Below are 21,730 nucleotides of genomic sequence, written 5' to 3'. Positions count from 1 at the left end.
CCCATGTTACGGAGTAAGGGTTATAGACGTTGATAAGGCGTTTTCAATCACGTCGACGGGTACCGTGACGTAGTAGCGGGCGGCCAGCTCACGCAGCCGGTGGGTTTCAAACGCCTTGCGCTTGCTGTACCAGCGTCTGGGCTGGCGGTTAAGCTCCTCGCCGTTGGCCTTGCGGCGGGCGTATTTTGCCAGCTGGTAATCCACGCCCCGCCCGACGCCCATGTCGACAAAGCGTCCGTATAACGGGAACGATAACTGCACCGCCCCGCCGCCGTTGCCGGCCGTTACCTGGCTGCGCCAGCTGTCGCGCAGCTGCCAGGTACGTTTCTTGAGCCACTTGCGCTCGCCCTGCCCGAACCGGTAGTTTTTGCCCAGGCTGGTTCGCTGCACGCCCCGGCGGTTGGTGATCAGCCCGTATACCTTGGGGGTGATCTCCTTCTGCTGAAAGCGCTGCTGCGCCACCCGGGTCCACGCCTGAAGCATGGCCCTCAGGTTAATTTTTGCGTTGATATCCAGATCGCGGTAGTCCATCAGATAATGTTATAGTCGTCGCCAGGTTCAAGCTGATACGTGGTGGTGTAGAACTGAAGGCCGGCCAGCATCGATCCGGACTGAAGCCGGTCGGCCAGTGTATTATTCTCCAGCACGGTCTGCGTGCCGGTGCCGTAATAAGTCTGGATCGTTTCCACGTCGGGCTGCGAAGAGCCTACTACATAGTCCACCTTTTTTCTGACCCTGAGCGGCAGTGACTGCACGGCCGCCGGGGTGATGCGCTGGCGCTCTTTCCAGCACTTCACGGTGATGGTAATGCGGCGCTCGACGAAGACCACGCCCGACTGCGAGCGCGAGGCCTGCGTGCGGGTTTCGGTCCACTCCACCCAGACCGGATCCGGAAATGACTCTGTGCCCAGGCTGATCGCTGCCGGCACGGTCTGAAACTCCCCGCGGACTTTGAGCAGGCCCGAGGGGCCCGGTGCTTCGGCGGTGATCTTGGCCGGCAGAAACTGACCCGGCTGGCGGTCAAACCACAGCATTACCGGCTTGTGCAGTTTCAGCGCGGCCAGCTCCTGCGCGGGAAGAAGCATGTCGGCCGTGACTTTGCGGGTATTGGACAGAAAGTAATAATACAGCGCCAGCCCGCCATGCCAGCCCCCGAAGCGGCCCGACAGGGCGGGGGAGAAGCTGCTGATCTGCGCCTGCGTCCCGTCGCGCACGGCCGACGTGGCCAGCGGATAGAGCGAACCGGCCGAATCCTTCTGCATGCCCATGTAGGAGAGCAGCCTGAGCCCGCAGCTGTTTTTGCGCTGGCCGTCGGTCACATACCGCGCCGAGGCCTGGTAGGCCGGATCCAGAATGTTGCCCGGCTGGCGCACCACCGGCACGATCCATTTAGCGGCCTGATTGTAGGGCGTCACCAGATAGGTGATATTGGCCGTACCGACGGGCATGGTAATCCGGTTTGCTCCGTCGCCGGATACGTAGGTTCCGGGCTGGCTCAGGGTCAGGCCGCCCTTGCCGTCGGGGACCTTATAGAGTTCATCCTCCGGATCCAGGTACTCCTCGATGGTGTAGCCCGATCCCGATGCCTCTTCAATGCCGTAGTCCGGCTTCTGAAAGCTCCGCCAGTCCCGGTCGGGCCGCTCCCGCCACACATCGGAAAAACACCGGATGGTGCAGGTCTTCTCCGTCGAGTTAAAGCCGAACACCAGCCCGAAGCGGGTTTTGACGGCCTTCAGAAAATCGCTGACGGTCATATCCGGCACATGGTAGCGGGGATAGACGTAATCGGGGAAAAGCGAGGAAAAGCCCGTCTTAACGCTCATGGCCGTCAGATTCAGCACCACCAGCCGGCGGATTTCGGGCCGGGAGAAAAAGTCCCCCTGCATGCGGTAGCCCGCAGCCAGCAGCACCTGTTCAACAATCCATGCCAGATAAAACTGCGGGCTGATCAGGTTGCCGGTTTTACCGGCCGAATCGACCACGAAATCATACCGGTCCCAGTTATTAATGTAGCTGCTGCGGGTAAAGCCCGGCAGCTTGTCGGCCCCGAACTCCGGCTCAATCATCAGCTCGTTGTACACCGGAAAAAACGTAAACGGGAAGGAGCCCGGCGCCATGGCGGCGATTTGTCTGAGCCTGGCCTTCAGCTGACCGGGATAGCCGGCCATGGGAATGCCGGCGGGCAGTACTTCCCCCAGCCGCTTCTCCTTGAGCTTTGAGAAGGCCTCGCCGCCGTCGATTTTCAGATACCCGTCAATTTTGGCGTCCCGGATCCGGTAGGAGAAGGTGCAGCGCCGGTAGAGCATGCCGGCCAGGTTGACGTTAACGGGCAGCTCCATCTGCGGGGAGATGTGGCCCGGCCGCCAGCTGTAGGACAGAAACCGCTCGTTGTGCTCGTTGAGCGGAGCGGTAATGGGGTAGGAGAAGGCGCCGGGCAGGTTGTCGTCCGACAGCCAGCCCGAGGCCTGCTCGACGGTGATGCCCTGCCCGGCGGAAAGCTGAAGGAATTGCCCCGCATCGTTACGGATCTGAATCATGTGGCTGCGGTTAATGGCCGGCGGGGCTGCGGGCTCCGCCGGCGGAAGAGTGAACGGTTACTTTGTAAGCTGCTGCCAGCCCCTGAGCTCGAAGTGCGGCATATCCGGCAGGCTGCGGAAGGTACCGCCCCACTGAATGCGGGGATCGGTCACCAGCCGGGCAAACTCGCGGAAGAGTTTTTCGTTCCAGTCGGTCTTCCCCGCCTTCACAAAAGCCACATCAAAGGCATAGCTCGGATTAAAGTTATGCGGTGACTGTCCGCCCCGGGCGTTGGTTACCTTCGGGCCGGGAGCCGTGCGGCCCTGCCGGTAGAGGGCGTCCTGCTCCTCGCGGGAGCGGTAGGTAGCCGTGAGCACGGGCTGGGCCAGCGACGGAAACTGCTTTTTCCATCTGGCAGAGGCATCCTGCCAGGCCGCGGCCAGAACAGGATGCAGATCGGATGTTGATCGGGATGGCATACTTGTTACGGATTCGGGGGTTGTTCTTCCTTCGGAGGCGCGTAGACCGGCACCTCAATGCCGTTTTTCATCAGCGTCATCTGTAGAATCAGCTTTTCCTTTTCCAGATCATAGACCCGCTGCTGAAGCAGGTTATAGCGGGTATCGGCGCGGGTTGTGTCTTCAATGTGCTTCAGCTTCAGCTCATCGACCAGTGTGTACAGATCCCGCTTGGTCTCAATATTGAGTTTGCGGCGGGTAAAAAAGAAGGTGATCAGCTGAAGGACGTTACCCGCACCGAGAACGGCAGTAAGAAATGTCCAGAAGTTGTCCGAAAGGGTGAAAAACTCAAGTAGTATCATGGTTGTTGGATTGGTTACGGGGTAATGGGGATCCGGCCGGCGGAATCAGTCAGCACCTGATCCGTCCGTGCCCAGACCTGAATACGATTCAGGGCGCGGACCGCCTCAGCCCGCCGCCGGCGGAACCAGCCGCGGCCGGCTATTTCCCGGAAGGACTGCGCCGATTCGGCGATGATGCGGTCTTTCCGGACCTCAGCTTCCGCCCGGATCGGACCGGTGCGCCTGTGCCAGGTCAGCTCGGCCAGATTAAGCGTGAGCTGCCGGTAGGCTACCGTATCGTAGCAGATGGTTAGCCGGGAGCTCACTGCCGGCAGCAGATACACGGGCGGGGCAGGCGCGGCACCGGTTGTCTGGTATACGTACCGGATCCGGGTTAAAAGCGGCAGGCGGCTGACTGAATCTTTCAGCAGCTGCACCTGCACGGCATCCAGCAGCTGCCGGCGCTGACTGGCGATGGCAATCTGCTGCTCGCGGGACTGAAGAGTCTGGTTTTCACTGACCAGCTCCGTATTGCGGAGCCGCAGGCTGTCGGCAAGGGCCGTGAGCCTGCTGACGGTGCGGGAGTGCCTGTAGGCGTTTACGCCCCAGAGCGAGCCCAGCAGCAGAGCTGCCAGCCAGAGGGGCAGGGAGAGATTAAGCAGTGTTTTCATAGAGTTACGTTTGGGTAAATACTCCGGCTTTCTCCCGCCGGCGGGGACTACAGATCGTTCTTCACCAGCTCGCCATACCGGAATACGGCATACGTCTCGCAGTAACTGTACATGAGCTCAACCTGCCACTGTGGCACACCGGCATCCTGTAGCGCGGTGTAGTACCAGGCGTTTGCTGTCTCTTCCGGCACAATCGCCAGCGAGCAGAGCCAGTCATGACCGAGTGACGGCAGAAAGCTCCGGCCGGCTCTCGGAATAAGCCAGTCCGGTACCCAGAAGGGGACCGATGCCCCGTCTGACACGAAGCCCGCCGGAATGACATAGCTGACACCATCGACGGTGATCGCTGCCTCCTCGGCCAGCTCCCACCAGTCGTATTTGGCGTCACTGTAGAGCTTTCGGACGGTTGCGTGCAGCAGATGGGCGGGCATGGCTACTGCGGGGTTTCGGTCTCCGGTTCCGGCTCTACAGGCTCTTCCGGCTCCACCGGCGGCTCCGGAATCACCGGATCAAGAATCGCCGGAAACGTGCCCCCGTTCTGCTCGATCAGCGCCGCCTGTATCGCCGGTTCATTCTGCACCAGATACCCCGCCACCCCGTGCATGTTCACAGGGTTCAGGCTGCTGATGCTCCTGAACGGCTTCGCCTCGCCGACAATATTCTCCTCGCTGTGCGGCCCGAACACGTACACCCGGCGGGTATTCGCGTTACCGGAGTAGTTGTTGCCGATTACCCGGCTGTTGAACGTCGCATCGACGACGTTTTCAATTACGCCACGTGCTTCCAGATCGGCTATCTGTTCAGGGCTTAGAAAGTCCCAGTTGCGTTTTAGGCTCTCTTTTGTTTCTTCGATTTGCATAGTGATTTAGTTGACGGAAGCCTGTAAAAATTGACTCGCCATTGATCGCGGGTAAATCCAGAGCTTGCGGATGTAGTTGTTGAACTGCTGGTCTCCGTTTACGAAAGATCCTAACCGGATTCCCGTAAACGGGCTTGAACTAAGCGAAACGGAACTTGATGTCAGGGATGAATTATTGCCGGGTGAAAAGGCCCGTACTTTCTCCCCCCGCCTGAATCCCACGGCAAACCGCTGCACCTGATTGAGCGAATAGGGGAGAAAGCCTGTGTTTCCTGCCCGGATATTTCGAAAATATATGAGCGTCGATGACTGCTGTACAAACCAGCTCCAATCCGTACCGAGCAAGGAAAGGAGACTCTGCCCAGCCCCTGCACTACCGTTAGAAAACTTGTTGATGTAGGTTTCCATGACGAGCGAAAACTGATCCTGATTGAACCATGACGGGTTAGCCGCTAATGATAGGTCAGTGTTTTCCCACTCACGGGTAACGGCGGCGGTTGCGGTTGGAATAGGAGACGTTGCAATAGAGCCAACTTCAAATTGTGCCGCAAAAAAAGCCAGTGTACAGGTATCTGTACTGGATGCATACCCGGCAATGTAATTTCCTCCGAGAGAAGGCGTTCCGGTCGCATCCGTCGTAAAGGTCATTATCGCGCGATACCAGCCATTCCCCCAGTCTTCCAGTGTTGCAGCTGCAATTGTTGCGCTCTTTGTCGTAGTTAGCGTAGCGAGGTTAAAACTGGCATTAGCCAGTCCGCTAGCACCCAATGTTACCTCCCAAACAAACCTCTTATTTGCCGTTGGATTGCTTGCAGCCAGGCACTTAAACAATATACTGCGTGTATAAGTAGTGCTATTTGCCAGAGTAAAGCCAGCCGCAAGGGGGATGGTAACAGCACTAAACTGACCTGATGTGTTAGTGAACGAAGGTACTAGCGAGCCGTCCGGCCCAATAGTCGCGTTTGCTGCCTTTATCGTGCTACCTGCCGTCGCCCAGCTACCGGGCGTAAAAGAGTTCTGGAAGTAGTTCGTCCGCTTCTCTTCAGTTAACAGCCCTCTACATGCCAGCGTGACAGGATCGTAGTCAATCCGGGGTACGTTGGCCGCTACCGTTTCCATTGCCCCCGCTGAATTAATCCGCGTTGCAATGCTGTTGCGGGTGAATGTGTAACCGGAAGGCATCACCCCTTTGGTGAAATCGTGAAATAACGACGGCGTGAACTGCCCGAACGATGATGCAAGGTCTCTCAGCATAGTGTTATAGCTTGATATAGGTTAACAGTGCCTCGGTGTTGCTGATGGCCAGAAAATGCAGCATTGTACGCCCCCCAACCGTAAGATTGAAATCTACCGCCGCCCCGCCCGGTGTCTTGATATCGCTGCCGAATGTAATCGAGTAGTTGCCTGATCCCCCCTGAATCACCGACAGCACCAGCACCCGCCCGAACGCCTTACCGTTCAGGTTGAAAGTCGCCACGTTGCCCGTCAGCGTGATTTCCTGCATGAGGTTGGGATCCGTCGCCATGTCGTAGGTCAGGGACGTATTCACACTGGCCGCCGGAATTACGTAGTTGGGCGTTCCCCGTCCGGCAGGTGATACGGTCCCGCCTGAAGCGATGCTTGCCGCCGCCGCTGCATTACCCACATAGTTGATATTTTGCAGCACGACGGTGGTAGCATTTGTCACCGACGACACCAGCATGTATCCCGCACCCGCGACGTACACCGCTATCCCGGCCGCCATCCAGGCCGTTGTCCCGACCGTAGCCGAAACCGTCCCGAGTACAGCCGGCATGGTGAAACCGGCTGATAGGCTAGTATAGGCGTTATCGCCTGTGTTGCCTTTTGCGGCAATCAGTTCGAGATTACTGGCACTGAAACTTGCGCCGGATGTGTGATCGGCCGTAACCCGGTAGGAGCTGCCGGTATTCGTTACGATATCATCTTCGTAGTACTGGGTAGTCGCAGCCCATGCACCGGCCGGATTCCAGCCCGACGCAATACGTGTCCAGTTGCTGCGGTTAAAGGTTGATCCGGACGTAAAATCCGATGTAGCCAGGTAGGCAGACCGGCGGAATACTACCAGATCGTTAAGCAGATAGTTTGTAGTCGCCGCCCACGAACCGCGCGGATTAACACCGGCAGCCAGTAAGTCCCAATTGGCTTTTGCGAAGGTAGACCCGCTGTTTCCGGCAGTCTTGCGCCGGTAAAACGAATTGCCATACAAAACACCGTCGCCGACGATGTAATCCGTGTTGGGTGCCCAGCTGCCCATATAGCGGTAACGGTTTTCCTGCGCGGCAATACGCTCCTGCTGGGCCAGCAGGGCCGATGCGGCAGCGTTAGTTTCGCTGGTTTTGGCATTATCTTCACTCGTTTTGGCAAAAACAGACGAACTGTAGGCGCTGTTCTTATAGGTGTTTGTCAGGTTCAGGTTGTTGCCAACCGTCTGTGTATCCGATGCTACCTGCTGACGGTCCTGATTAGTCGCCTGCCGGTCGTCAGCCGTCTGCTCCGACAACCCGATAATCACATTCTGACGGGTAATGATATCCTGCTGAATATCCTCCACGCTGCCCAGCTTCTCGTTTACATCATCCTGCACCCCCAGCATCTGCGCGATGATCTGATCCAGAAAGACGTAGACCATGTCACCGCCAAAGGTATGCAGCTTAAAGAAATCCTGCCGGGGCGTCTGTTCGGTGCGCAGATCAGCCGTCAGTGTGCCGCGCGTCTGCACCATACCGCCGTAGCTCAGCTCGACGTAGAGATTACTGTAATCCGATGCGGCCAGCATCTTGGGGCCGGAGATGACCAGAATCGCCAGATCCGGCCGGGTCTGGGGCAGGATAAACGCCGGCTTCAGGGAGGGAACAGGCGTCGGATCGTCCCCGAAATACACCTCTGCCTCCAGATCGGAGGGCACCTGCCCGCTGGCGAAGTACAGCGGAAGCCGGTACTCGTTCTGACGGTTGCCCGACAGTGACAGATTGACGAGTTTTTGTAGTGCAATCATAGTTGAAAATTAGGTTGTGATCCACCAGGGGGTACAGGCCAGCGACAACCAGCTGGCACCGATCGGTACGGATTTGATTGCGATATTGCCGTTTGGCGAAATCTGTATGCAGCCCTGCGTCGGAATCCTGAAGACAGTCCCCGCGCTGATCGGAGCCGTACCGGTCGAATACTCGTTTGCCGGTGCAGAGACGGTCAGTGTCCCTCCCTCGGTAAAATTCAGGTCGCGGAAAATCTCGGTCGTTGGCCGCAGCTCCGAGTCCGCCGGAATGTTGCCGATGACCGTGCCCGGTGCCAGATTGCCCCCGTTAATCATGCCGGTAAGAAAGACCATTTTCAGCCGCCCCTGCCGGAAGGCACGGACGACAGCTGACTCAAAGCCGGGCATTTGCAGCCAGCTGTTGCCCAGAATAATATTATAGTCCTGCGTGAAGGTAAAGCCCTCGTTAGGCGTCCAGAACTCGGGGCGCTTGCTGGCCGTGTCGTATACCTTCGTGCCGGACGGCGCGGCCGTCAGCAGCTCAAAAACCGTGTCAGCAAGCGCCTCCTCCGCCAGCACATTAATGCCGTTGGTAATCTGTGCCTGTAGCACGGTAATACCGGCTGTACGCAGATAGACGCGGTAAGTCGGCACGTTGATAATGACCGGAATGTAGTTTCCTGCCGTGTCTACCGCATCCGATCCGTCCGGATTTTTCTCGCGGCCTGCCACAAGCTGCATCACCGGTCCTTCCCGCAGTTCGCAGAAAACAGAGCGGCTTTCCAGCGTTGCCGGGCCGTTGAGGTGCTCGATTACGTCGATGCCGCCCCTTGTTTTTACAGAGAACAAAACAGCCAGATTCGTGCTGTCAGCCGCAAGGCCCCGCACACTGATCTGTACCTGACTGAGACTGCCGCCCGCGCGCGCATCGACGGTCGCCACGTAAAACCACTGGTTGCCGGATAAGCCGCCGCCGGCGAGCGTTTTCCACTGTCCCGGAGCGGTCTGCCAGAACTCGACAGCATCCATGCGGTAGCTGTCCGGCACATTCGGTCCGTTCTCGCTTCGGGTGCTGATCAGCGTGCTGGCATTGGCCACCTTGCCGCCCCTGCGGTTAAGTCCCTTGTCAAAAAACGGCAGACTCTCGCTGGTATAATTGAGCTGAATGCCGGGCGGTAATAAGTCTGTATCTGCCATTAGAATATTGATCCCTGCGCCGACCCGACCGGATAGTCAGAGGCGCTTTTATAGTTAAGCCATGCCAGTATTCTGCCCTCACCGGTTGCCGGATAGTTGCCGTTTTCAATGACGATATACTCGTCCCCGTCAACCTCCGTATAGATTTTCGGAGGCCCGTAGACCGTCTGATTAGGACCTGCCTGGATGCCCAGCCCCTCGTCCCGCAGCCACGGCACCGCGCCGTAACCACGGTGCATCAGTGTATACAGTATCCGGGAGGTGTAATTGGTCCCTACCAGATCGACCGACACCGTATAGGCGCTGTTGGGCAGCGGCACACGCATTTCGTTGCGGCCCGGCGCTAAATACCGTTTGATAGCGTAATTGATGCCCATGGGAATGGTCTGGTTACCGTCAATCAGGGCCTTCTGGCAGGGGATCACGCGTCCGGAGGCTATACGCCCCCCGTTCATAATGATATTGCCGACGTAGAGCGTGTTCCAGCCTTCTCCCAGTATCACCGTCCCCCCGTAGTATTCCATTGTCAGATTGCCGAAAAAAACCGGGGTAAAGTATTCGCCGGGGCCGTTGAGGTTCTTGAAAACAGGATACTCAATCACTTCCCCCGGCTGCTGGTCAGGATGCGGGTGTGTCCAGATTTCAGCCGAAAACGGGGCGTTATAGGGCAGGCAGTAGTCTCCGATCAGTACTACCGGGCCTCGCCCGTCCGTGTTGATGTAGTTGGTACCCTTCAGACCGCACCCCTTAAAACTGAAGTCTGCGCGGTCATCCGGACCCGTGCCCCGGTCACCTTCATAGGAAACCGGGGTAGCGCACTCGATATTAAAGTCGCAATCCTCACCCTGACAATACTCTGTAAAGTCACCTTTGCCGTTCAGGTGCTGAACACCGATCAGGTTGTCCATGAACCGGCAGTCCGTGTAACGCTGACCCTGAGCACCATTAAACTGTAAACCAATTGTGCCTGAATCACCTTTAAAGCGGATACTCCGGATGTAACAATGATTCAGCTCACTGATACCGGTTGTGTTGGGGATTTTCAGACAGACCCGCCGCCCGTACTCGTCCGGCTCAATTCCGCTATACTCAAAGGTCACCCCCCGGCTGATACCCCGCATGTTCAGGCCGAAATACCCGTTTGGCTTGACGAGTGTTCTGGTTAGTACGTAGGTGCCGGTACTGACGACCAGTTCCAGTTCGCGCGGCGCAACGTAGTTGATGGCGTTCTGCAGTGCGTCTGTCCAGGTGTTGCGGTCGTGTTTAAACCAGTCCGCCAGAACGGTATGCCCGGCGACCGGCGAGCGGTACCAGTAGCAGCGCGGGTCCGCATCACAGCGCAGGATCATTACCCCGTCCGGCTCGTCAAGGGCCACGCCCTGCTCATTGACCGGAAACGGTTTGCGCTCAAACCGGCTTCCCTCATGCGTCTGAATGCACTTCATTCGCCCCCGATAAGCCGGTATGTCTGACAGCTCAAAATGCCCGAAGTGGTTATGCAGGTAATTAATTGCCTCATACGCAAATTTGTAGGGCGTATCCAGCAATCCGCGCAAGTGCTCGTCATAGTCAGCAAGCTTGCGGTTTACCTTATTAATCCACGTTTGGTCACCCATATTTTACACCGGATACGATTCGTTAAACACCTCACAGGTAGCACCCTGCACGTTGATGGTAATCTGTTTGCCGCTCCACGGCTCGACCAGATACTTTTCAAATACATCCGGATTGCGGCCGGCGTGATACCACATCACTGACAGGTTGCGCTGCCCGTTTGCTGACTTATCCCGTAGCTTCAGCGCCAGACCACCGCGAACCTTGCCCGGTCCGGTGGCATTGTAGCCGTCATACATGGCAGCGATATCAAGAATCGTGGTTTTGTCTGCCTTTGGGTCTACCCAGGGCTCGTCGACCGGCGAACCATTTCGCTCTATGCACTTATACCGGCCGTCGCGCCACTCGACACCGGCCGTCGCAGCCGTGGTCTGATACATCTCAATCGCTTTGGGCGCAATCGACATGTAGCCCATCGGACTTTCCGGATAACCTTTGATGGCCGGATTGTAGGGGGCATTCGTATCATAGGTGCCGTCATTATTGCGCCAGCGAACCAGATTCGCCCGCTCCTGATTCGGGAACGGGTTGGGTTCGGTCATGTACTCCGGATTGTTGCCGTATATCTCAGAATTTTCCCAGTGGAAGTTATCGTTGATCGTTTCGCCGGTCGCCGCGATAACACCGATGGCGATGACAAACAGACAACCGGCCACAAATAATTCGTGATCCGCCTGCGGGTGTTCCGTGGTGACCACATGGCCACCTCTCGACGGAATCTCACGCCGGTAACGGGTCAGGTTGTGGATGGCCCAGGTAATCCCCTGTTCCGGTAGCTGCTCAATCTTGACCCAGAAATGAAACGCGTTCCGGTTTCGTGGCAGACCGTTATCCTGAAGCGTAGCAAACCTGCATACTTCGGCCACGTAGCATATCATGTAGAAATCCCGCCGTGACTCGAAATCTTCCAGATAGAATTTCATGTCATGCACCATACCCAGTTCATCATAGTTCAGCTGCCAGAACGGGCAGCTTTGCCGGGCAACGGCACGGTTCTGAAGCAGTGATTTGAAATAACTGTGTGTTGGCGGAACCGTCGTTCCGTCGATCCGGAATCCGAACTTCATCCGGTGCCGGAAGGTGTAAAAGGCTCCGTAGTTACATTTGAAGTAAGGCTTCCGGTTAGGGGCTTCACTGGCAAAACGTTCCTTAATCCGCGCGGCCATGCCCTGTTCAAATGCCGAAACGTGGTTACCCGATGTCTGCCAGCCGTGTTCCCGCAAATACCCTTCACCGACGCCCTCATGAGCGATTACCCCGGCCAGTTCGATGTAATTAGCGACGGCACGCCCCTGCTCATACGTCAGTTCGTAGGGCGTTGCATTCGGGTTAAAGTTGCCGCTGTTGTTCTGGTTAGGGATATACGCCTGAAAGTTCACCAGGATCGCCCACAGGTCATTGCCGATCAGCCACAGCCCTTTCGACGCCAGCGGAATATCAGGCTTTGACGGGTCCGGTTTAATGAGAATACTCACACCGGCACGTCCGATCAGATCAGACGGCGAATCAACCTGAATCACCTGATACAACATTGCCTTCGCGTTATCGACAACGGCAGCAATCTTGGGCCGGGTCACCCAGTCGGGTGCCCAGCGGAAGGTATTAAGCGGTGGTTTGTTGGCTACCGGCATCGTATGCAGCGTTTAACACGTTGACAATTTCCTCTTCGCTGCTGACCAGCTCCATGCGCGAGTTACCGGGGGCAATCTCTACGTGAATGGCAGGTGCGGCCATCAGGTTGGCGGAAAACAGCGGGTGTGTATTGTTGAGACGGAACAGGACAGCCACACCGGGCACCTGCTGGAAGCCCTGGCGGATCAGGGCCTCACGAAATTCGTTTGGTTGCATGAGACAGACAGTTAGACTATTTGAGCGATTGGTGAACCGGTCGGGTCGCCTGATTCGAGCATCAGTTCGGCAACCCGTGCGATTTGTGCGGTCGGGTCATACGGGTTCGACTTGTTGGAATCCATGACCTTGATCGACGTTTGCGTGTGTGGCGGCACCAGAATATTCACTTCGGATACGCCTTCACCTACGTGGGCATCTGAGTAATACACCTGCCACTTGCGGATGGCGGCCGGCAAGGTTGCCTGAACCCGCAGCCACTGACGGCCGGAGGCGGTAACCCATGTGAGCGTCGGATTGAAGAACGCATTTTCAGGGTCAGTATTGGAGACGCGGAACAGCTGGTTTGTGGTCAGGTTGTTGCCCTGCTGAAGTGCTTCCGGCCAGACCAGTGTTTCGACCGTACTGTTTGCCGTCAGCGGGGAAAGTACCGTATGAGTCAGCACGATCTCTGTAGTCTGTCCCTTGATCCGGAAGCGGACCGTCAGCGTCTCCCCGCCGGTCAGTTGTCCGAACGTAAATTCAAAGCGGCCGTTTGAGCCTTTCGGGATTTCATTCCAGATGTTTGTTTCAGGTGCAGTTGAGCGGTTGGCGATTACTTCAACATTCTGGGTGCCGGATACAACAGCCCCGAATGTTACATTGCCGTACGTGGTAATGCCTCCCATATTACCCGACCCACCGACGATGATGCCGCCGCCTGACGTGAAAAACCGACGATAAACTGCTGTTATCTGACTAGCTGCAACAGTTGCAGACAGGTTGAAACTGAACGATCCCTGCGACCCCTTGTCGCCGGTTGCCACAACACCGATTGTGCTGTTACCGGCAGCAGCAGCCGAACCACTCAACACAAATTCATTCGTATTGGTATCAAAGCTGATGGATACACCTGTAGGCACACCGGAATAGGTAAACGACTTTACTTCACCGGCCAGCCAGCCCGTGAAATCGGCCATCCGTTTGCTGATTGTCTGACCAACCAGTACGGGAACCGTACCCACGTTGGGCGGAACCAGCTGGTTTGTGCCGGTGCCTGCTGTAGGCGCTTCAGTCAAGAGCGGCGTAATGGGGGTATTCTGGACCGGATTGTAGTAGAAAAAGAAATCCTCACTGGTCGTGTCACCCGGCCGCTTCACGTCCACGGCATAGGCTTTGCCGCCGGCCAGACCACCGGTTCTCGGATTGAGCGAGAACGCATAGAAACCGGCCCGGAAATTGAACTCAGCGTTGCCGGTTGACGGAACCGCTGACTGAAAGTGACCCGCTCCGACCGGATCGGTACCTGTCTGGCTTCCGTTGGCCGCATTACCGGTATATACCGTGCTGTCCAGTGCCCGGAAGGCAACCAGAACTGCGTTCGTGTTTTCTGTCTGAATGAAAATATCAACGCCGCCCGTATTGACATCAATCCGCACAAAAACACCTTTCAGCCAGGCATTCACCGGATTCGGCGCGACAACCATCGTGAATTGCATGTCATCGGTCTGGCCGTCCGCATCTGTCCAGGTCAGCGTAACATAGTACTCACCAGGCAGGGTCGGGAAGCCGGGGAATTTGCCCGTTGCCGGATCAATGCTCAGGCCGTTTGGCAATCCGGCAGCCGCCCATGTACCGGTTTTGGTCACGCCGTCACCATAGCTTACCTGCGCCTGTAGCGGTGTCGTCTGACCCTGCACCAGCGTCAGGGCGGAAATCTGGGTAACAGTCGGCTGAGGCTTCTGCGGTACCGGGGCCGCCAGCACCCGGAGATTGAACGGCTTTCTGACAACATTGTCAGCCTGTAAGCCCGGGCCTACCGTACCGACCAGCACAAGCGGCCACGTGGTTTCTTCTGCAACCGTGCGGGTACCTGTCAGCCGGCGGCTGGCTGAAGAAAATGCAAAACCGGCCGGTGGTGTTTCCACCGCATATGAAACCGTGTAGGGGTATTTCGTGCCGTCCGCTTTGGTAAAGGCGGGTAAGGTGATGTTTAATGCAGCACCCGACGAAATAACAATATCAGCAATTTCGGCAGCAACCGGCAGTCCGGGGTCGACATCCTGCGTTTGCTCTTTATCGCCGGTCGCCAGCGCCATAAATTCGGCAAACGATGCCTTGAACGCAATTTTGCTGTCTTCACTGATGAGAAGAGGCGCAAACTTACCGGTGGCGGGTAACGGCTCCAGATCAAGACGCAGGCGGATTTCACCCTTATCGTCTTTCCCCTTGCCGATCACCTCTAAGCCGCGATGGGCCTTTAATTCAATTGTGGCACGATTGTCAATATCCAGCGCCTGATTGATGCCGTACGTATTGATCAGTAGTTTAAACAGCCCTTCCAGCTGCCCGCCGGCATCATCCAGCTTTACAAAGCCATCCAGCCCCAGCAAATCGCTGAGAATATCCTTCAGCTTCTCGTAGACAATAACCTTCACCTCTTTTTTTTCGCTCTCTTCATCCGGCCTGGTATAAGCCAGCAGTCCGGCCGCCTCTTCGGTTTCGGCAAAAGGAGCGGTCACCCCGCCCACCTCAAGGGGAGCATCCGGCGAGATGGCGTCCGATTTCAGGTAGGACAGATCGGCCTCGGTTCTGGTCAGCACCGTGCCCTTACGGGGAAACAGCAGATCGGCCGCAGAGGGGGAGAGCTTACCGGAGGTAGCGGCCGAGATCGCACTGATCTGGCGGATATAGCTCAGATCCTGGCTGGTGAGCTGGCGGGCGGCCGCGGGCACCGTGTTGTCCACAGCGGCGATGACCTGCGTCTGCTCGACGGTAATGGTGCCCACGCCCGAAAAGCCCGGTGGCGGGCCTTCGTCAAATTCGTCGTTGTCGGTGAAAAACATGTCCTGATAGAGAAACTGGAAGCTGAACGAATGCGCAAACAGCGAGTCCCCGTCCTTGGCCTGCTTAATGGATTTGCTGACCAGACCAACGGGTAAAACCTCACGCGACGGGCGGAGAAGGAACTTAACCGGCGAGCGGTAAAAGTCGCTGCAGCGGGTCAGAAAGCTCTCCGGCCGGAAACCGGTGGCTACTTCGTACTGCTGCTGGAGCTGCACGTCGTACTCGGCAAACTGCCCGTCAGTGAGGGAATACTGAAGGGGCAAAACACTTTCCGCCAGCTCGCTGACCCGGGAGAGCTCGGCCGAGCCTTTCCCGTAAGTGGTCAGCGTATCAAATGCGCCGAGGGAATTCAGGTAAATAAAATACCGGGTATAGGGCCGGAAGGCGTAGTCAATCGTGTAGCGGTATTCCGCACTGTAGTCGCTGCTCCCGTGGTGCAGCACCACAAAGTATTCGGTCAGGTATTTGCCCGCCGGCACCAGCTCCGCCAGGCCCAGCGCGTTAAAGCCGGTGGCAAAGGTGAGTTTGGCGCCTGCCGGAAAGGGCAGCTCCTCCACCAGATCAGTCCGGGTCAGCGAGCTGTTATCGTCAAAAATCAGCCGCACGGAGAGGCCGACGGTGGACTGAGCCGCATGAAAGTTAATAAATGTCAGGTAGGCCGGCTCGTTGAGCCGCACGTAGCGGCGGCGCGGGCCGTAGCGCAGCGCCCGGCTGACAGCCGGCTGAATGCCGCCCAGCTGCGGGAGTGAAAAACCGTCGCCGGCGGCATGAATGTAGTCCGCCCCGCCCAGATAGGCCCGTTTGACGGTGTCTTCCGTCACCAGGGCAACCTTCAGGGGAGAGCCCCACGCCTCGCCGTAAGCGACGTAATAGGGGCGGGCCGACAGGGTGTTTGCCTTACCGATCGCCTGCTCAAACAGGGGCAGATCGGCCGACAGGTGACTGTGCAGCATGGCCCCGCAGTCAAAGTCCGCGTAGCCGTCCGCATCCGTGTCAATCGTAGCGGCGTAGATGCGGTCAAAGTGATCCGGATCGGAGCCGTCAAGGCCGGGCCGGGCCACAAACAGCTCGACGTAGATGCTGTAGCGCTCGCGGATGATCTCGTCCTGACCGGCCAGAGCATTACCGGCCGACCAGTTGCCGCTCTGGCTGAGCTGGCGGATATTATAGACAGCACCCTCGCGGCGGGCCGTCAGGTTCACGCCCTCAACGCCGTTCAGGGCGCTGCGGAACACGGTAAAATCCTCCCGGAACGGCTGATACTGGCTCAGGTAATCCGCGATCGCGTCGGCATGGGCTGATCCGCCGTTACCCGCCGGCAGCTCGCCGGGTTCAGCGGGATTATTACGGATGGTCAGCGTTTCGGTCTTATCGCCCCACTGAAGCGTGATGCTGTTACCCTCTGCCAGCGGCCCGGTAATCACAAAGCCATTGATGGCAGCGGTACCGGCAGCGACCACGCGGCCGTCACCCTGAAAGCGGTAGGCGCAGCGGCCGCCCCTGGTGAGTGAAAGCGGATCGGGAGAAACGATTGTCGAGATGGCCATACGGGAGAAGAATGCTTGGTCCCGAAATAGCCTTCTTGCGGCCGCTGCTGCTCTGACAAACGTTGTACGTATCAGTCGTCCCAGCAGTCGTCGGGAGCGACCGACAGGGGAGCCGAGAGGGTAAACCCGTAACTCCAGCCCACGGCAATGCCGCCCAGCACCGGCGTGGATTCGCCCGTAAACGGCGGGGATAGCAGTACGCCCTTACCGAAGGCCTGTTTGCGGCAGTCGGCCCGGAAACGCCGCAGGATCTGGAGCGCTATCATCCGCGCCTGGTGGCGGGCGTCCCGCTGCGCCCGGCTGTTGCCCTGCTCAAAGCGGACAAGGACAGAAAAGCCGCCGGATACATTCACCCGGAAATTATCCTGACTGTCGTCCACGTCATCCACGTACTGATCCAGCAGCAGACAGGGCAGGTTTAGTTTTGTCCGTACTGCCTGCACAACCTCGGTATATTCATCGTTATCGGCTACCCAGAAGCGGGGGCAGGCTTCCGAGTGCTGAATGGCCGTATGGGCGGCGGCCAGCCCCTCAAAATAGCTGATGTACTGTTCTTCGGTCATGTTCGTCTGAGTTTTTCAAGTTCCTTCTGCTGCTGCTGATCCGCCCTGAGCTGCATGTCGAGCGCCCTGAGGGTCAGATACAGGTTGGTCTGTTCGTACTCCCGGATCCGCGTCGGGTCATATTTAGCCATCGACAGCGCCACATCCAGCCAGCCGGCCGACGGCTGGTTTTTTTCTCCCTCTGCCGGCGAAAACACATGCGGAAATGCGCGGGCGAGCACGGCAATGGTGCTCTCAAAGCTGTGGCGGACGGCGGCGTGTATCGCCGGATCCAGCGAGCGGAAGATGGCGGCCCGCTTATCGGCCCCGTCCGGATCAAACGGGCCGCGGACACCGTTTTTGGCCGGCCGGTAGAGAATCGCCGTCAGCGTAGCGTTATCAGCGGCCCGGTATGCCCGGTCGGCAAACATCAGCTCCCCGAAGGTAGCGTCCGTCATGGCCGGAGCGGGGCCGCACCAGACCTGACGGCGGAACAAACGGCCAATCAGGACCGCCGGCGTACCGAAGCGGTAACTATAGCGGGAAAACCGGGGCAGAAAACCCGCTTTTTCGTCGGGCCGCATCACAAAGCTGACCAGTTCCAGCAGCGACTGGCCCTGCTGGAGCAGCAGGGAAATCTCCTCCGGATCAAAGCCCTTATAGCGCAGCCAGCGCTCGTCGAAAAACCACCGCAGATGCCGGCGTTTCATGCCGAACAGCAGCGTCAGGGCGGGGAAAATACTCTCGGGGGCGTCGCTCAGGCGCTCCCGCAGCCGCATGAGCGCGATCCGCTGGCCTGCGGACAGCTCATGCCAGGCCGAAGGACCGGTAAAAAACAGGTCATAATCGGGGGTTTTGAGGTTGATGGTATGCATGGTGAGAATGAAAAAAGCGGCAGTTCTGCCGCTTTTTCTGGCTTAGATGGTGAATATTGCCCTACATCAGGGGTAAACATCGCAAAGGCAGCCCGCCGGATCCGGATTGGCAGAGTCGTTTAGGGAGCACGCAGACAAACAAGGAACCCGCCGTTTTGTGTGTAGTAGTCCGCAGCAGGTGCAGGTCAGCAATGGTTACGACTGAGCGTGCCAGATAGACCACGTAGCGGGTTTTCAGCGCAGGTTGAGCCGCAGGCCGGGCATTAACAGAAACAGCCGGCGCTGCATCAGTCTGACGGATGCTGTCAGCCACACGGATCGCCTGATCAGCGTGCAGCAGCGGGGTGATCGCAGCCTTGCCGGCCGCAGACAGCGAAACAGGGGCGCAGGAGAGAGCGGAATCCGGCGGATCCGCCGCCGTCAGCAGGACGGATACGCCCAGCAGAAGCCAGCCCAGGAGCAGAAACTTTTTCATGGCACTGAATCGGGGTTAAAGTGAAAACTATTACAGATACACGATCTTATCGCCGATCGGAGCGGGTGGAACAGGATCCTCAGTGTCGGGGGGCGGACTCAGCGCCGCCAGGGCATTATCCAGCGTCTGCCAGGCATCATCCGCCTGCCGGCGCAGCTTCAGTCCCAGCCGGTCGAGCAGCTCGGCCGAAGGCGCCGTAAAGTACTCACTGGCCCCGCCGTACTGGCTGGCCAGATTGACCTGAAGCGTCTGGCCGGAGATTTCGACGGCCAGATTGGGCATGCCGGCGGCAATGGTCTCAAACGCCACGGCATAGCGCAGCTGCTGCATGAGTGCCGTCTGCCGGGTCTGGTCTGTTACCTGACTGATCTGCGCCAGCCGGTCAGCCGCCGTCAGCTCGGCCCGGGTTAAAAAGGGCCGCAGCGCCCGGAACGTCAGACATTTTCCCTGAATCGGGTAGTAGGTGGCGAACTGCCGTGCCGACTGAAACAGGCTGCTGCGGTATTCATTGTAGCAGGGCGCATCCGCCCATGCCGTAAAGGTCTCTTCGTGCTCATCCAGGTGTGCCAGCAGCTTATCCAGCGCCTGCCAGCCGGACTGCGCCAGCCGGGCGGCCAGGTTGCGGGTCTGGTAGGAAAACGCGGCCTTACGGCCGTCAGCGGCCGAAATAGTCACTCCGTCGTCGCCGATCTGCGTCTCGGCAAAGGGCAGATACCGCTCAAAACCCAGGTTGGCCACCACCTGACGGAAATAGCTCACGGCCGGCACCAGAACGGGATCCGTCTGCACCGGAACGGCTGCTGCCAGCAGCTGCGCCGCCAGATCCGGGCCCAGAAAGCCCGTGCGGATATCCTCTTCCACCTGATCCAGATAGGGGCGAAGCGGCCCCACGCTGAAATTCATGGTTACCGGCACGTAGCGGCGGAAAAAGGCGGTATCGTCGGTAAACAGCGGCATCAGCTGACTACTTTTTTAGTGCCGGCTCCCGTATCCAGCGTGGTGAGTATCGTATCCCGGAAGCGGAAGGTCAGATTCGGGAAAGCGGCCTTCCAGCCGTTGTACTCGGCGATAAACTCCAGCGGTTCCAGCAGCATCTCCCGGAACGGTGCCAGCATCTGGAGGGCAATCAGGTAGGCCTCGCGCTTATCGGAGCCGCCGGATTTGGCCCCCATCTTATCGCCGCCGGCGAAGCCGACGATTGCCGGATCTACGCCGAGCGCGTAAAAGACATTCGCGGCGGCCTCCAGGTTGTCGTCGAGGAACTTGCCGTCTTTGGTCTTATCGTCGATGGTGGTGATCTGCACGTAATCGCGGACCTTGTTCTGGGCGGCAGGCTCAAAAGCGATTTCGGTCATAATCGCCTTGCCGGCATTTTCGGCGCTGGTCAGCGTATCGGTCAGCGTCTTGAGCCAGCCCTGAATTTTTGCCCGCTTCTCCTCGGCCTTGAGCTTATTCCAGACCTCCGCGCCGCCGAAGCGGATGGGCCAGTAGGCCTGATCGACCTTGATGTGGTATTTAACCGAAATCTGGTTCTTCAGCAGGTATTTTTTGTAGGCAGGTACGTCCAGATGCACATGGTACCAGCCCGACTGAATCAGCGCGTAGTGGTGGGCCAGCGAGTAGTAGCGCCGTCCCGGTGTGGGATAGCTGATGGGATACACGAACTTGTAAAAATCAGATTCCCGCACCCAGTCCACGCGGTCCCATCTGTAGGGATCCAGGGCGGTGAGTTTTTTGGTGTATCGCTCCTCGCTGATGGTCACGTTCGGCCAGGCACTGGAGAGATACACATGCGGCAGGTTGCCGTTTTCGTCCATGCGGCACCAGCGGCACTCCTCGGCGTTCAGCTCATGGATCTGCACGATTTTCTGACGATCCTTGGAGAGGATCAGCTCCGGCCAGGCGTTAAAAAACCAGGCGATATCGCCCGCTGATTCGCGCAGGTAGCGCCGGAAGTCAAGCTTCTGAAGAAATGTCCGGATTTCAGCAGCGACGGGATGATCTTTTGGCATCGGCACATCGGCCTCTTCGCCGGACTCGTCAACATCGGCCAGCACGGCCAGCACCCCGCGGCCGATCATCATCGAAGCGACCTTATCGAGCGTTTTGGGGATGATCGGATCGTTATTGTAGAGCACCGCCAGCTGCTGGGGGAAATCGTTTCCGTCGCCCCAGGGCATCACGTCGCCCACAGCCGAACCCATCAGGGCATCGGGCAGGGCGACGGCCGACGGAGCGGCGCCGGGCAGCGTCTCCTTTGCCAGCGCGAAGCTGACGCCCGGACTTTTTCCGGTGGCGGCGATGACGGCCACATCGTACTGATCCCCCTCAAAATATTCGATCATGCTACCGGGATGTTATTAAACCACAAAATCAGGTCCAGGTGGATCCGCACGGGCGCACGGGTGCCCCGCACGGAGCGGAAGTCCAGAATGCGCCTTGATGCCCGCTTTTTTGTCAGCAGCTCGGCCGACCGCAGCTCCCGCACCTGACCGCCCTCGCCGGTGGTCCGGTTGGCGGTGACAAAGGTGATGTCGAAGGGCTTGTCGGCACTGCGCATGCGCTGCACCATTTCCTGAACCGTAATCATAGCGGAAATTGCCCGGCCGGTGGCGGAAGCGGCCTGACAAACGTTGTACGCGGGAATTGTGTATTTTCGGCAAACCAATACCACCATGGCAAAAGAACTCACCACAAACCTGGCCTTTGCCCGGCTCATCGAGAGCCCCTACTACTGGAGTCTGACCGGCCTGGATAAGGGCCTCAGGCGCTATTACCGCTGCCAGCTGCGGTCGGGCAAAAAGAAAATCAGCATCGAGAAAAAGGAGGAGCTCCTGGAGAAGGCCGGCTTCAGTGTCCGGCAGGAAAAGACGTGGGACTGGCCGGAGTAGCACCTTTTTTAGTTACCTCATGTTTTCCTGTTAATACTTCACTGGGAAGCATGCCCACCTGAAAAGTTTACACC

Annotated in this window: 21 protein-coding genes; 1 reads left to right on the top strand and 20 read right to left on the bottom strand. The window is 58.1% G+C overall.

Translation table 11 applies throughout. The features are described 5' to 3' along the window. Positions 1 to 6: 6 nt before the first annotated feature. The 20 genes from BLX24_RS08225 to BLX24_RS08130 form a co-directional block, all read right to left on the bottom strand. A complete protein-coding gene (locus tag BLX24_RS08225) occupies positions 7 to 531 on the bottom strand; it encodes a hypothetical protein (protein WP_071502631.1) in 525 nt (174 codons plus the stop codon). Then, positions 531 to 2,537, bottom strand: a complete 2,007-nt coding sequence (locus BLX24_RS08220) for a hypothetical protein (protein WP_071502630.1) — start codon at positions 2,535 to 2,537, stop codon at positions 531 to 533. Before BLX24_RS08220 ends, BLX24_RS08225 begins: the two co-directional genes overlap by 1 nt. 57 nt (positions 2,538 to 2,594) lie before the next feature. Next, the gene (locus BLX24_RS08215; RefSeq protein WP_071502629.1) at positions 2,595 to 2,996 is read right to left on the bottom strand and encodes a M15 family metallopeptidase; all 402 of its coding nucleotides are present in this window, start codon (positions 2,994 to 2,996) and stop codon (positions 2,595 to 2,597) included. Between the two features lie 5 nt (positions 2,997 to 3,001). Further along, positions 3,002 to 3,337 (bottom strand): hypothetical protein, encoded by a 336-nt coding sequence (locus tag BLX24_RS08210; RefSeq protein WP_071502628.1) that lies wholly within the window; start codon positions 3,335 to 3,337, stop codon positions 3,002 to 3,004. Positions 3,338 to 3,351: 14 nt separating this feature from the next. Next, the gene (locus BLX24_RS08205) at positions 3,352 to 3,987 is read right to left on the bottom strand and encodes a hypothetical protein (RefSeq protein ID WP_071502627.1); all 636 of its coding nucleotides are present in this window, start codon (positions 3,985 to 3,987) and stop codon (positions 3,352 to 3,354) included. Positions 3,988 to 4,034: 47 nt separating this feature from the next. Continuing rightward, a complete protein-coding gene (locus BLX24_RS08200; RefSeq protein WP_071502626.1) occupies positions 4,035 to 4,418 on the bottom strand; it encodes a DUF1353 domain-containing protein in 384 nt (127 codons plus the stop codon). Positions 4,419 to 4,420: 2 nt separating this feature from the next. Continuing rightward, positions 4,421 to 4,846, bottom strand: coding sequence for a hypothetical protein (locus BLX24_RS08195; protein ID WP_071502625.1), 426 nt, complete (start codon positions 4,844 to 4,846; stop codon positions 4,421 to 4,423). Between the two features lie 6 nt (positions 4,847 to 4,852). Continuing rightward, positions 4,853 to 6,100, bottom strand: a complete 1,248-nt coding sequence (locus BLX24_RS08190) for a phage head spike fiber domain-containing protein (protein WP_071502624.1) — start codon at positions 6,098 to 6,100, stop codon at positions 4,853 to 4,855. Between the two features lie 4 nt (positions 6,101 to 6,104). Further along, positions 6,105 to 7,862 (bottom strand): hypothetical protein, encoded by a 1,758-nt coding sequence (locus BLX24_RS08185; protein ID WP_071502623.1) that lies wholly within the window; start codon positions 7,860 to 7,862, stop codon positions 6,105 to 6,107. Positions 7,863 to 7,871: 9 nt separating this feature from the next. Next, complete coding sequence (locus BLX24_RS08180; RefSeq protein WP_071502622.1) at positions 7,872 to 9,038, bottom strand: hypothetical protein; 1,167 nt, start codon at positions 9,036 to 9,038, stop codon at positions 7,872 to 7,874. Beyond that, a complete protein-coding gene (locus BLX24_RS08175) occupies positions 9,038 to 10,654 on the bottom strand; it encodes a hypothetical protein (protein ID WP_071502621.1) in 1,617 nt (538 codons plus the stop codon). Before BLX24_RS08175 ends, BLX24_RS08180 begins: the two co-directional genes overlap by 1 nt. 3 nt (positions 10,655 to 10,657) lie before the next feature. Continuing rightward, positions 10,658 to 12,283 (bottom strand): hypothetical protein, encoded by a 1,626-nt coding sequence (locus tag BLX24_RS08170; protein WP_071502620.1) that lies wholly within the window; start codon positions 12,281 to 12,283, stop codon positions 10,658 to 10,660. Beyond that, positions 12,255 to 12,500 (bottom strand): hypothetical protein, encoded by a 246-nt coding sequence (locus BLX24_RS08165; RefSeq protein ID WP_071502619.1) that lies wholly within the window; start codon positions 12,498 to 12,500, stop codon positions 12,255 to 12,257. The genes BLX24_RS08170 and BLX24_RS08165 overlap by 29 nt, the downstream gene beginning before the upstream one ends. Before the next feature lie 11 nt (positions 12,501 to 12,511). Continuing rightward, positions 12,512 to 16,873, bottom strand: coding sequence for an Ig domain-containing protein (locus BLX24_RS08160; RefSeq protein ID WP_071502618.1), 4,362 nt, complete (start codon positions 16,871 to 16,873; stop codon positions 12,512 to 12,514). Positions 16,874 to 16,944: 71 nt separating this feature from the next. Next, positions 16,945 to 17,436 (bottom strand): hypothetical protein, encoded by a 492-nt coding sequence (locus BLX24_RS08155; protein WP_071502617.1) that lies wholly within the window; start codon positions 17,434 to 17,436, stop codon positions 16,945 to 16,947. Further along, positions 17,433 to 18,290 carry a GPW/gp25 family protein gene (locus BLX24_RS08150; RefSeq protein WP_071502616.1) on the bottom strand — a complete coding sequence of 286 codons (858 nt, stop codon included), beginning with the start codon at positions 18,288 to 18,290 and terminating at the stop codon, positions 17,433 to 17,435. Before BLX24_RS08150 ends, BLX24_RS08155 begins: the two co-directional genes overlap by 4 nt. Before the next feature lie 61 nt (positions 18,291 to 18,351). Further along, positions 18,352 to 18,765: a hypothetical protein gene (locus tag BLX24_RS08145; RefSeq protein ID WP_071502615.1), complete on the bottom strand. Its 414-nt coding sequence runs from the start codon at positions 18,763 to 18,765 to the stop codon at positions 18,352 to 18,354. A 30-nt stretch (positions 18,766 to 18,795) separates the two neighbouring features. Continuing rightward, positions 18,796 to 19,722: a DUF6712 family protein gene (locus BLX24_RS08140; protein WP_071502614.1), complete on the bottom strand. Its 927-nt coding sequence runs from the start codon at positions 19,720 to 19,722 to the stop codon at positions 18,796 to 18,798. Then, the gene (locus BLX24_RS08135; RefSeq protein WP_071502613.1) at positions 19,722 to 21,110 is read right to left on the bottom strand and encodes a hypothetical protein; all 1,389 of its coding nucleotides are present in this window, start codon (positions 21,108 to 21,110) and stop codon (positions 19,722 to 19,724) included. Before BLX24_RS08135 ends, BLX24_RS08140 begins: the two co-directional genes overlap by 1 nt. Continuing rightward, positions 21,107 to 21,460, bottom strand: a complete 354-nt coding sequence (locus BLX24_RS08130) for a hypothetical protein (protein ID WP_143092606.1) — start codon at positions 21,458 to 21,460, stop codon at positions 21,107 to 21,109. The genes BLX24_RS08135 and BLX24_RS08130 overlap by 4 nt, the downstream gene beginning before the upstream one ends. On the opposite strand from BLX24_RS08130, the gene BLX24_RS08125 reads away from it, so the two are divergent. Beyond that, positions 21,441 to 21,656, top strand: a complete 216-nt coding sequence (locus tag BLX24_RS08125) for a hypothetical protein (RefSeq protein ID WP_071502611.1) — start codon at positions 21,441 to 21,443, stop codon at positions 21,654 to 21,656. The two genes, BLX24_RS08130 and BLX24_RS08125, sit on opposite strands and share 20 nt — an antisense overlap. Positions 21,657 to 21,730 lie beyond the last annotated feature (74 nt).

The sequence above is a fragment of the Arsenicibacter rosenii genome (genome assembly GCF_001870735.1).
In the GTDB taxonomy this organism is placed as follows: Bacteria; Bacteroidota; Bacteroidia; order Cytophagales; family Spirosomataceae; genus Arsenicibacter; species Arsenicibacter rosenii.
Note: the sequence above shows the minus strand (reverse complement) of the source record. Positions and strands in the feature narration are given on the sequence as shown.